Consider the following 12,240-nt stretch of genomic DNA (forward strand, 5'->3'; position numbering starts at 1 on the left):
TTTTAATGAAAAAAGTAAACATAGGTGGTGTACCTGAGCATTTTAACTTAGCCTGGTATTTAACACTTAAAAATGGTGAATATAAAGAGAAGAACATTAACTTAAGGTGGCATGATTACTTTGGGGGTACTGGAGCTATGTGTAAAGCCCTTCGTTCTGGCGATATTGATATTGCCATTATTCTTACAGAAGGTATTATTAAAGACATTATTGCCGGTAACCCAAGTAAAATTGTTCAAACTTATGTTCAAACCCCTTTAATATGGGGTATTCATGTGGCACATGACTCGCCTTATAAAACGGTTGAAGATTTAAAGGGAACCAAAGCCGCTATAAGCAGATATGGCTCAGGGTCTCACCTTATGGCTTATATTAATGCCGAAAACCATAATTGGAATTTAAAAAAAGATTTGGACTTTGAGGTTATTAAAAACTTAGATGGTGCAGTGAAAGGGTTAACAGATGGAGTTGCCGACTATTTTTTATGGGAAAAATTCACAACAAAACCTTTAGTTGATAATCATACGTTTAGACGAATTGGCAACTGCCCTTCACCATGGCCCTGTTTTGTTATAGCTGTTAGAGAAGAATTTATCAATACCAACAAAGCGGACTTAAAAACTATATTGGATATTATAAATAATACCTCTAGGGAATTTAAAAGTATTCCCAGTATTGATAAGACTATAGCTAATCGGTATGAGCAGCAATTAGATGATGTGCGGGAATGGCTGAGCATTACCGAGTGGTCTCAAAAGCTTATTGATGAACAAACCGTAATGCATGTTCAAAAAGAGTTATTTGCACTTAAGATTATCCCTGAAATAGTAGACTATAACGAATTAATATATAAATTATAAATACGTCATTAGTGCCGCTAAATGTTAATAATTTATAAAATTAAGCAAGGCACATTGAACTAATGCCTATTTTTGATTGAATTATAAAAAAACAAAATGAAAAAATTACTTTTAATAGCTTTTACTATAGCAATAGTAGCTTGTAAAGAAGAACCAAAAGTTGACTATGCTATTGTTTCCGGAAAAATCACCAATAAGCCTGCCGGAGATATTTCAATTAATACTTTTGATAGATCCTTTACCGAAAAATTAGAAATAGCTCCAGATGGAACGTTTAAAGATACCATTATCCCTGAACAACATGCATATGTACTCTATGACGGAAAAAACCCTGTTTTTTTACATTTAGAACCAGGATATAATTTAAACATTTCTTATGATAGTCAGGATTTTGAAAAATCATTGATTATTTCCGGTAATGGTTCTCAGACCAGCAATTATATAATTGCCAAAAGAAAAAACGAAAGAGAACTTATTGGAAATAATGCCGAAACCTATGTTTTAAATGAAGAAGAATTTAAAGCAAAATTTCAAGACATAAAAAAGTCTAATGAAAATCTATTGAATAGTTTCAATGATCTTTCGGCAGACTTTAAAACTAGAGAAAAACGAGATTTGCATTATTCTTATTTAGCAAAATTGAGTGAATATGAAATGGCTTATAGATATTTTACAAAAGACCAGCAATTTAAAGTGTCTGATGATTTTTTAAATGAATTTGATGGTTTTGACTTCACTAACGAAGAGGATTTCAAACTCTTAAACAATTACAAGAGCCTGGTGACCAACCATTATACAAAAGCAGCTAATCAACTGGCAACAGAGGAATCTCTTGAAAGAGGTATAGCGTTTATAAAAACGGTGAGTGATGTTAAAAGTGAAAGTATTAAAAATGCCTTATTATATAATTTTGCTGCTAACAGTATGGGCTATTCAAAAGATATTGATGCCTTTTACAAATCATTCTTAGAAAATTCAACAAATGATAAAAACAATGAGTTAATTACTGAAAAGTATAATAAGTTAACTGCTATTGCAAAGGGGAAACCTTCGCCTAAATTTGTTAATTATGAAAATTATAAAGGAGGCACAACCTCATTAGATGATTTAAAAGGCAAGTATGTATATGTTGATGTGTGGGCCACATGGTGTGGACCATGCAAGCGTGAAATTCCGTTTTTAAAAGAAGTAGAGCAGAAATATCACGGTAAAAACATTGAATTTGTAAGCGTCTCTATTGATAGAGTCTCAGATCATGAAAAATGGAAAACCATGGTTAAAGATAAAGAGTTAGGGGGCATACAATTATTTGCTGATAATGATTGGAATTCTAAGTTTGTTAAAGACTACCAAATTCAAGGTATTCCAAGATTTATTCTAATTGATGACCAGGGCAATATTGTTGATCCTAATGCTCCCAGGCCTTCTAGCCCAGAGTTAGAACAATTACTGAATACCGAAAAAATTTAAGACCTATATAAATCAATAAAAAAAGCCGCAATTAGCGGCTTTTTTTATTGGCCTTCTTTATTCTCCTTCTCCTGAGGTGTTTGTTCCGGCTGTTTAAACAGATCTAGATAAGCTTCCCCAAGATAATCAATAACATGACTAGCTATTAGACTTTGGTAGCCAAAATCCTCTACTGCAATATCAGCAGATTTCCCATGTAGGTACACACCAAAAATAGCAGCAACCAATGGATGGTATCCCTGGGCAATCAAACCAGTAATAATACCAGTTAGTACATCGCCACTTCCGGCAGTAGCTAATCCGGGGTTGCCTGTGGTATTTATATAAAGTTTATCCTCATAGACCGTAATAGAATTTGCGCCTTTCACAACAACAATAACATTATACTTTTTTGAAAATGCCTTTACTTTTTCCAGCTTTTCAAAATCATTATTCCATTCCCCTATTAAACGTTCCAATTCTTTTGGATGTGGTGTTAAAATAGCAGGAGCGTCAGGCGATAATAGTTTTAATAGTGACTCATGTTTTGAAAGTATGTTTAAGCCATCAGCATCAATGACCAGTGGTAACTTATTCTGCTTTAAAAAAGTTTCGAAAGCCTCTATAGTTTCTGAGCTGGTTCCTACCCCTATTCCAAACGCTATGACATTGGGTACGATATCAAAGTCAATAGACGTGATTTTTTCTTCGCTTGGGTCTGTAATAACCATAACTTCCGGAAATGAAGCTTGTAATACCGTATAACCACATTTAGGAACATATGCTGATACTAAACCTGCTCCTGCAGAAAGTACAGCCCTGCTTGCAAGTGTAACAGCTCCAATCTTACCATAGCTTCCTCCTATTATTAGTGCATGGCCAAACTGACCTTTATGAGAGAACTTCGCTCTGGGAATATAATTAGGTAATACCTCATGTTTTCCAATCAGTTCAACTTCGGTTTGGGTCTTAGATAAAAAATCCTGATCTAAACCAATATCCAAAACCTCCCATTGTACTGTATATTTATCTGTTTCTGGTAAGAAAAACACTAACTTTGGAGAAGCAAAGCTAAGTGTAAATCCAGCCCAAACCACTGCATTTTCATCTTCCACCGGTTTGTCAGAATACAGGCCTGATGGAATGTCGATCGATAAAGTAAAGGCTTTACAGGCTTTAAAATGCATAAATAACTCTTTTACCCAAGAATTCACGGGCCTATTTAAACCTATTCCAAATACAGCATCTACAATAATATCATCAGGATGGATTTCAGGAAAATCCTCAGCACAATTTAAAAGTTCCGGCCAGTCTTTAGTTACATTTTTTATCCGGTCATAATTCACTAAAAAATCCTTTGATCGTTTATCACTATAATTAACAATATAGGTATGAACATTATAACCATGAGTAATCAAATGACGAGATAATACCAAACCATCGCCTCCATTATTTCCTATTCCACAAAACACATGAATGGGAACCTGGGCGCCCTGCATTCTCATATGTATCCAGTTAAAAATTTGAGTACCAGCTCGCTCCATCAAATCAGTAGAAGAAATTTGCTGTCTTTCGGCTGTTAACCGATCCCCTTCATAAATTTGTTCTTTTGAGAAAATTTTCATGTATGATCCTATTGTGAATTTTTCAGTTCTTATTATTGTTTGTCGTTTTTTTTCAATCAAAAACTACTCAATATAAGAATACTGCAAAAAAAATAATTTAGTTTTTTTATTAGGCTAAAAGTAATACTTTTGGAGAGTATTATATAGCAATAATGAATCATTTCAGCCAAAATACTTTAACGTCTATTTCTTTTCAGGTAAAAGGAACAGCTTCTATTTTTGCTGCCACTACAAATATTACAACCCTTTGGGGTTGTTAACTATATATATCTCAGGCCATATTTGTGATTTAAAAATCACAGCATTTCAAGTATTATTTTTAATTATTCAATGCATTAAAACATGAAAGTTTTAAAATTTGGAGGAACTTCTGTAGGTTCTTCAAAAAATATAAATAGCGTTATAAGTATTTTAGAAAACTATAGTAAAAAAGGCAGTATAGCTTGTGTAGTTTCAGCTGTTGGTGGTATAACCGATAAATTACTTTTGGCAGGGAAACAAGCTCAAAATAAAGACCATGCTTTTTTGGAAACTTTTGAGATTATTAAAGAAAGGCACTTTTCAATTATAAAGGAGCTCAACCCAACAAGTCATGACGTCATCTTAAGCTATGTTGAAGATAAGCTAAATAGCTTAAAGAGTTTATTAGAAGGTATTTATTTAATTAATGAACTATCACCAAAAACATCAGATAAACTGGTGAGTTTTGGAGAATTATTGTCATCTTTTATCATAGCCGAAACTATGAAAAACAGAGAGCTTTCTGCAGGAAGAAAAAACTCTCAGGAACTTGTGGTGACTAATTCTAATTTTACAAAAGCCGAAGTTGATTATAGTGTTACAGATAAAAACATCCGAGACTATTTTAAATCAGCTGCTCATAATATTACTATACTGCCCGGATTTATTTCAAAATCTAAAACAGGAGAGCAAACCACTTTAGGCAGAGGAGGCTCAGACTTTACAGCTGCCATAATTGCAGCAGCATTAAAGGTAGAACAGCTTGAAATTTGGACAGATGTTAGCGGTATGTTTACCACTAACCCAAAACTGGTTAAACAGGCCTACCCCATTCAAAAGATATCATATGAAGAAGCTATGGAACTGTCTCATTTTGGTGCCAAGGTATTGTATCCACCAACAGTGCAACCAGTTCTTAACTTAGATATTCCTATTCATATAAAAAATACTTTAGAGCCTGAAGCTTTAGGTACTATAATTTCTAATGAAGAGTCCAAGTCAAACGGGCCGGTAAAAGGCATTAGTAATATCAGTAATATTGCTCTACTCACATTAGAAGGTAGCGGCATGGTTGGTATTCCCGGGTTTTCAAAACGTTTATTTGAAACCTTATCTCAGGAAAAGATCAATATTATAATGATTACACAAGCGTCTTCTGAGCATTCTATATGTTTAGGTATTGAGGAAAAGGATGCTGAAAATGCCAAGTTGGTTATTGATGCCGTTTTTGAAAATGAAATAGCACTCAATAAAATTGACCCTATTATAGTTGAAATGGGACTATCTATTATTGCTCTTGTAGGTGATAATATGAAAAACCACCAGGGAATTAGTGGAAAAATGTTTAGCAGCCTAGGTAAAAACAATGTTAATGTTAGAGCCATAGCTCAAGGTGCTTCAGAAAAGAACATTACGGCCGTAATAGCAGAGAAAGATGTGAAAAAAGCTTTAAATACATTACATGAACAGTTTTTTGAATCCAAAACTAAACAACTTAATGTATTTATAACCGGTGTTGGTAATGTTGGAGAACGATTAGTAGAGCAAATAAAACAGCAAAAAAAATATTTAAAGGAGAACTTAAAAATAAAGTTGCGCGTTATTGGTTTGTCAAATTCCAGACACATGATTTTTGATGAAAACGGCATAAATCTATCCGATTGGAAATCACAGCTAGAACAAGGTGAAAAGGCAACCTTACAAGGGTTCTTTGAAAAAACAAAAGCACTTAATTTACGCAACAGCATATTTGTAGATGTTACAGCAAACAAAGATATAGCAGATTTATATGCACAATATTTAAGACAAAGTATAGGTATTGTAGCCTGCAATAAAATAGCCTGTTCCAGTGATTTTGAAAACTATAAGTTGCTTAAGCGCTTATCACTAAAATATAATGCGCCCTTCCTTTTTGAAACCAATGTAGGTGCTGGTTTACCTGTAATAGACACATTAAACAATCTTGTGGCTTCAGGAGATAAGATAAAATCCATACAAGCCGTATTGTCTGGTAGTTTAAACTTTGTGTTTAATAATTTTAGTGATTCCACTAAATTTTACGATGTGGTTAAACAAGCGGCATCTGAAGGCTATACAGAACCAGACCCAAGAATAGACCTAAGTGGTGTGGATGTGGCCAGAAAGATTTTAATTTTAGCCAGAGAAAGTGGTGTTGAAATGAACCTGGAAGATATTGAAAATACGCCCTTCCTATCAGAGTCAGGTTTAAAAAGTGATACTATTGATGATTTTTATAACACTTTGATCACAGATGAGGCACACTATCAAAGCTTATACGCTTCAGCAAAATCAAAAAACTGCCAGTTAAAATATGTCGCAAAATTTGATGAAGGAAAAGCAAGTGTTGGTTTACAGGAAATTCCGGAAGGTCACCCGTTCTATAATTTAGAAGGAAAAGACAATATAGTGATGTTCTATACACAACGCTATCCGGAACAGCCCATGATTATTAAAGGAGCCGGTGCTGGTGCTGATGTTACGGCTTCTGGCTTATTTGCTGATATCATTAGATTAGGAAGCGATTAATTGTTTATCTAATAATTAAAAATGGAATTATATAAAGAAAGTTCTATTTCCTGCTCGAGTGCAGCTGAAAACTATTTAATTGATAAAATGAACGAAATAAGAATATTTTCTCCGGCAACAGTAGCCAATGTAGCATGTGGATTTGATGTTTTAGGCTTTTGTCTGGATAGCATTGGAGATGAGATGGTAATCAGAAAAACCGATAAAAAAGGCATTCACATGGTTCATGTTGAAGGCTTTGATTTACCTAATGAAACCGAATTGAACGTTGCCGGGGTATCTGCTCTAGCTATGTATGAAGTATTAAATGTAGATTTTGGTTTTGAAATTGAAATCTATAAAAACATTAAGCCCGGTAGTGGTATTGGTAGTAGTGCTGCCAGTGCAGTAGGTAGTGTTTTTGGAATGAATGAATTATTGGGAAGGCCTTTTAATAAAACTCAACTTACTGAGTTTGCCATTAAAGGTGAAGCTTTAGCAAGTAAATGTGAACATGCTGATAACCTGGCTCCTGCCCTTTTTGGAGGGTTCACTCTGGTAAAAAGTGTTTCGCCTTTACAGATATTGGAAATCCCTACGCCAGCTGACCTATATGCTACTATAATTCATCCGCAAATAGAAATTAAAACTTCAGAATCCAGGGCCATCTTACCAAAAGAGGTTGCTTTGTCTGATGCAATTACGCAATGGGCCAATGTAGGAAGCTTAGTTCACGCTTTGCATACTTGTAATTATGATTTGATAAAAAACGCACTTCATGATGTTATAATAGAACCCCATAGAAGTAAGCTGATTCCTTATTTTAACAGTAGTAAAGCGGCTGCTTTAAATGCGGGCGCTTTGGGCTGTGGAATTTCAGGTTCAGGACCATCAATTTTTTCATTATGTAAAGGGTTAGAAACTGCAAAAAGAGTAAAAGAAGCCTTGAGTGAGGTATATTCAAAAACAGAAATTGACTTTGAGATTTACGTTTCAAAAATTAACACTGAAGGGGTAAAAATATTAAACTAATGAACAACATGTTATTTTGAGGAGTGAAACAACGTAATAATCTCTTTAAATTAAAAAGTATTATTACAATAAAAAAAATTGCTTCACAATGACCTATGAACTAAAAACAATGAATTATTACTCATTAAATAAAAAAGCGCCAAACACAACATTTAAAAATGCGGTTATTAAAGGATTGGCTCCAGACAAAGGCTTATACTTTCCGGAAACTATCACACCACTGTCTAAATCATTTTTTGATAATATCGATAACTTATCAAATACCGAAATTGCATTTCAAGCGATCAAACAATTTGTATCTCCTGAAATTCCGGAAACTGTTTTAAGAACAATCGTAGAAGAAACATTAGCCTTTGATTTTCCAGTTGTAAAGCTAAATGACCATATCTCAACATTAGAACTATTTCATGGTCCCACTATGGCATTTAAAGATGTGGGAGCACGTTTTATGGCACGTTGTTTAGGATATTTTAATCAGGATAATAACGAAGAGGTTACCGTTTTGGTGGCCACCTCGGGAGATACCGGAGGAGCTGTTGCTAATGGGTTTTTAGGAGTTAAAGGTGTAAACGTGGTCATACTCTACCCTAGTGGAAAGGTAAGTGATATCCAGGAAAAGCAATTAACCACATTAGGGCAAAACATTAAAGCACTGGAGGTCAACGGTACGTTTGATGATTGTCAGGCTATGGTCAAAACAGCATTTTTAGACGAAAGCTTAACAAATAAAATGCAATTGACTTCTGCCAATTCTATAAATGTAGCACGCTGGTTACCGCAATTGTTCTACTTTATGTTTGCATACAAACAATTACATGATAAATATGAGGATATTGTATTTTCTGTACCTAGTGGGAATTTTGGGAATATTTGTGCAGGAATGATGGCTCAGCAATTAGGTTTACCAATAAAAAACTTTGTGGCTTCCAATAATGCGAATAATGTAGTTACTAGATATTTGATTTCTCAATTATATGAACCAAAGCCTTCTGTTCAAACCATTTCAAATGCTATGGACGTTGGGGCTCCCAGTAATTTCATTAGAATTCAGGAAATCTATAAAAACTCATTTGAAACTTTAAAGCATAATTTATCGTCTTATAGTTTTTCTGATGATGAAACCAGAGCTGCAATGCTTGAAATTTATAGTAAGTATAATTATGTTGCAGACCCGCATGGCGCAGTGGGATACTTAGGATGTAAATCCTACCTTAATGAAAAACCAAATTCACATTGTGTGTTTTTAGAAACAGCTCACCCTGCCAAGTTTTTAGATGTAGTAGAAGATGTTATAAAAGAAGAGCAACCATTACCGGAACAAATTCAATCTGTAATGGGTAAAGAAAAAGAATCCACAGTCATTTCAACCTATGATGATTTGAAAGCCTTTTTGTTAAAGTTTGAATAGACAGATCAATAACCAAAAAAACCAGCCCCTTAAGTACCTCCAGATATTAAGGGGTTTGTTTATCCCTTTAATAAAAGGCTCCTGCGCTCTACATTCAACCTTTATTATAGCCATATAGAAGTAGTAGATATCATCAGGATTCAAAATCCGAGCTTAAAATTGGCCATACTACGCCATACCTCATATCTGAATACGGCGCACAGATGCATGATTATTCAAAGTAACAATGGAGCCCTTACAGAGATTGGTCGCACTTAAAGGTACAGAATTCGCAATTCATGTCGTTTTAGAAAGACCCGACAAATAATCCTATCATAATAAAATAGATAGTAGATGATCTGAAACAGATTGATATTCCCGTTCAGAGCGTAGCGAAGAGTTCAGCATGCTCAAGAACAATCTGCATCAGGCAGCATTTTTCCATTTTAACCCGTTTTATGACCAATGTCATCTGTTTAAAGAAAAAGAGTCTATAAATTTGTTGGGTTAACCACCAATCTAACTTCTATGAATTTTAAGAAAAGTGTACACTATTTCTTAATTAGTACCTTACTCATTCCATCCCTATCAATTAGTCAAGAAAACCCTGAAAAAAAACTCTCTTTTAATGCCGATTTTAGATTTAGAATAGAAGAAGATTGGAATTCAAAGAAACCGGATGGATCGCTTCGGGACAATAGAACACGCTTACGTTACAGGTTAAGAGCAGGCTTTGATTATCAATTAAATGATTGGTCATCATTTGGTGCTAGGCTCAGAACAGGATTTCCCAATAAGCAACAAGACCCACAATTAACCTTAGGTGATGGGTTTGGAGAGTTCAACACCTTGCCCATTGGGTTTGAAAAAGTGTATTTTGAAGCAGAACAAAAAGGCTATGTCTTTTGGTTGGGTAAAAACACATTTCCTTTTTTTAAGCAGCATGAATTGTTTTGGAGTGATAATGTGTACCCCGAGGGTATCTTCTTCAGAAAAAAGTTTGCGTTTAACTCAAATACTGTAGATAAACTTGATTTAAATGGTGGACATTTTATAGTAAGAGCTTCAGGAACTTCATTAGATAAAGACAGTTATTTTCAAGGGTTACAGGCATCAGCATCTCTAATGGATGGTATAATAAAATGTTTTTCTTCGCTTTATCTATTCAGAAATATGCCTGATATACCGGATGGTGCAGAAACTTTTGTCTTTGATTATTCAATTTTTAACGTTGGTACTACCCTCCTGCTTTCAAAGAAGCAAAACATAAATTTTGAAATTGACTATTATAACAACTTGGAGGATTATAGTAACAACAACAATATTGAAGCTCCTTTTAAAGATCAAAAGAGTGGGTTTGTAACAGCCATTGGATTTGGTAAATTCAAAGAAAAGTCAGATTGGAAATTCAAGGCTACATACACTTATCTGGAGCGTTATGCCGCCGTAGATTTTCTAGCACAAAATGATTGGGCCAGATGGGATTATTCGTCCTTTGAATCCCCGGACGGGCGATTAACAAATTTAAGAGGTATAGAACTAGTGGCTAGCTATTTACTTCAAAAAAACATGAAGCTCACCCTAAAGTATTACAAAGTAAAACAACTCATCCCCTTTGGAGTAGTTAAGGAAACCGGAGATAGGGTTCGGCTAGATTTGGATGTTAGTTTTTAATTTATTAGTGGCACACATACTATTCATATCAAAGAAACAGAAATCATAAAAGAAGGGTTTTCTTTTGAGTTTGATAAAAAGGCTATTTTAAAGATTAAAGGTCCAACTCCCGGCCTAACATATGCCATAAGTTGGATGCCTCCAGACATAGGCTGAACAATGTAAAATCATTAATCAATCTAAATGTTTTTTAATCTTATATTACCAGCCCTGTCTTATCCGTTAATTTTTGTTAAGCTTTTCTCCAGTGAAAGTGATATCTATATTTTTTCAATACATTTGTTTTCATTTAAAATTTAAGAAATATACTAAATAAGAATTGCTCCTTTAGGAGAGAAAACAAAATATATTTTCAATGAAAAACACAGCCTTAACATCAACTCACGAAGCTCTTGGAGCTAAAATAGTGCCTTTTGCAGGCTATAATATGCCTGTACAGTATGAAGGTGTTAATATTGAACATGAAACTGTTAGGAACGCAGTAGGCGTTTTTGATGTCTCTCATATGGGTGAGTTCTTAATTGAAGGGGAACAGGCTTTAGAATTAATTCAAAAAGTTTCCAGTAATGACGCTTCTAAATTAACCATAGGCAAAGCCCAATACAGTTGTTTACCTAATGACCATGGAGGCATTGTTGATGATTTAATTATTTACAAGGTAAAAGAAAACACCTATTTGCTAGTGGTTAATGCCAGTAATATTGAAAAAGATTGGAATTGGATTCAATCCAAGAATGATATGGGTGCTGAAATGCGAGACTTAAGTGAGGATTACTCGCTTTTGGCTATTCAGGGGCCTAAGGCTATTGAAGCCATGCAAAGCATTACAAGTCAGGATCTATCAGCTATTAAGTTCTATAATTTTGTAGTTGGTGATTTTGCTGGTATTGAACATGTTATTATATCTGCAACCGGATATACCGGAAGTGGTGGATTTGAAATTTATTGTAAAAACAGTGAAGTGAAGCAAATCTGGGATAAGGTTCTTGAAGCTGGGGTTGATTTTGGTATTAAGCCTATTGGCCTTGCTGCTCGTGATACCCTTCGATTAGAAATGGGCTATTGTTTATATGGAAATGACATTAGCGACACAACCTCCCCTATTGAAGCCGGCTTAGGGTGGATAACTAAATTTACCAAAGAATTCACTAACGCTGCGGCATTAAAGGCTGAAAAAGAACGTGGCCCAGAACGTAAACTCATTGCTTTTGAGTTAGAAGAACGCGGAATACCACGTCAAGGCTATGATATTGTTGATGGTAATGGCAATAAAATTGGTGAAGTGACCTCTGGAACTATGTCTCCATCCTTGGGCAAAGGTATAGGTTTAGGATATGTGCCTACTATTTTTGCAGAGATCAATAGTAAAATCAATATTCAAATTAGAAAAAAAGCAATTCCTGCAACAATAGTTAAATTACCATTTTATAAAGGGTAAATAATAGGG

General features: G+C 34.6%; 8 protein-coding genes. 7 read left to right on the top strand and 1 reads right to left on the bottom strand.

Annotated features, from left to right (window positions below):
* Nucleotides 1-5 precede the first annotated feature (5 nt).
* Nucleotides 6-860 (top strand): substrate-binding domain-containing protein, encoded by an 855-nt coding sequence (locus VOI54_RS14095; protein WP_326283504.1) that lies wholly within the window; start codon nt 6-8, stop codon nt 858-860.
* Nucleotides 861-956: 96 nt separating this feature from the next.
* The gene (locus VOI54_RS14100; protein ID WP_326283505.1) at nt 957-2,330 is read left to right on the top strand and encodes a TlpA family protein disulfide reductase; all 1,374 of its coding nucleotides are present in this window, start codon (nt 957-959) and stop codon (nt 2,328-2,330) included.
* 44 nt (nt 2,331-2,374) lie between these two features.
* Here the strand turns inward: VOI54_RS14100 and VOI54_RS14105 are convergent, their stop codons facing one another.
* Nucleotides 2,375-3,934: an NAD(P)H-hydrate dehydratase gene (locus VOI54_RS14105; protein ID WP_326283506.1), complete on the bottom strand. Its 1,560-nt coding sequence runs from the start codon at nt 3,932-3,934 to the stop codon at nt 2,375-2,377.
* A 342-nt stretch (nt 3,935-4,276) separates the two neighbouring features.
* Between VOI54_RS14105 and thrA the strand changes: the two genes are divergently transcribed.
* From thrA to gcvT, 5 genes are all read left to right on the top strand, one after another.
* Complete coding sequence (thrA, locus tag VOI54_RS14110; RefSeq protein ID WP_326283507.1) at nt 4,277-6,721, top strand: bifunctional aspartate kinase/homoserine dehydrogenase I; 2,445 nt, start codon at nt 4,277-4,279, stop codon at nt 6,719-6,721.
* Between the two features lie 87 nt (nt 6,722-6,808).
* Nucleotides 6,809-7,732: a homoserine kinase gene (locus VOI54_RS14115; RefSeq protein WP_326283554.1), complete on the top strand. Its 924-nt coding sequence runs from the start codon at nt 6,809-6,811 to the stop codon at nt 7,730-7,732.
* Nucleotides 7,733-7,841: 109 nt separating this feature from the next.
* Nucleotides 7,842-9,140: a threonine synthase gene (gene thrC, locus VOI54_RS14120; RefSeq protein ID WP_326283556.1), complete on the top strand. Its 1,299-nt coding sequence runs from the start codon at nt 7,842-7,844 to the stop codon at nt 9,138-9,140.
* 507 nt (nt 9,141-9,647) lie between these two features.
* On the top strand, nt 9,648-10,793 hold the full coding sequence (locus VOI54_RS14125; RefSeq protein WP_326283509.1) for a putative porin: 1,146 nt from the start codon (nt 9,648-9,650) through the stop codon (nt 10,791-10,793).
* Between the two features lie 355 nt (nt 10,794-11,148).
* Nucleotides 11,149-12,231 carry a glycine cleavage system aminomethyltransferase GcvT gene (gene gcvT / locus VOI54_RS14130; RefSeq protein WP_326283511.1) on the top strand — a complete coding sequence of 361 codons (1,083 nt, stop codon included), beginning with the start codon at nt 11,149-11,151 and terminating at the stop codon, nt 12,229-12,231.
* The last annotated feature ends 9 nt before the right edge of the window (nt 12,232-12,240 follow it).

It is taken from the genome of Alterotamlana spongicola (assembly GCF_035818475.1).
GTDB lineage: Bacteria > Bacteroidota > Bacteroidia > Flavobacteriales > Flavobacteriaceae > Cognatitamlana.

Excerpts from the sequence above, each read along its gene's own strand:
- VOI54_RS14095 (WP_326283504.1), top strand. The coding sequence starts at position 6 with ATGAAAAAAGTAAACATAGGTGGTGTACCTGAGCATTTTAACTTAGCC.
- VOI54_RS14100 (WP_326283505.1), top strand. The coding sequence starts at position 957 with ATGAAAAAATTACTTTTAATAGCTTTTACTATAGCAATAGTAGCTTGT.
- VOI54_RS14105 (WP_326283506.1), bottom strand. The coding sequence starts at position 3,934 with ATGAAAATTTTCTCAAAAGAACAAATTTATGAAGGGGATCGGTTAACA.
- thrA (WP_326283507.1), top strand. The coding sequence starts at position 4,277 with ATGAAAGTTTTAAAATTTGGAGGAACTTCTGTAGGTTCTTCAAAAAAT.
- VOI54_RS14115 (WP_326283554.1), top strand. The coding sequence starts at position 6,809 with ATGAACGAAATAAGAATATTTTCTCCGGCAACAGTAGCCAATGTAGCA.
- thrC (WP_326283556.1), top strand. The coding sequence starts at position 7,842 with ATGAATTATTACTCATTAAATAAAAAAGCGCCAAACACAACATTTAAA.
- VOI54_RS14125 (WP_326283509.1), top strand. The coding sequence starts at position 9,648 with ATGAATTTTAAGAAAAGTGTACACTATTTCTTAATTAGTACCTTACTC.
- gcvT (WP_326283511.1), top strand. The coding sequence starts at position 11,149 with ATGAAAAACACAGCCTTAACATCAACTCACGAAGCTCTTGGAGCTAAA.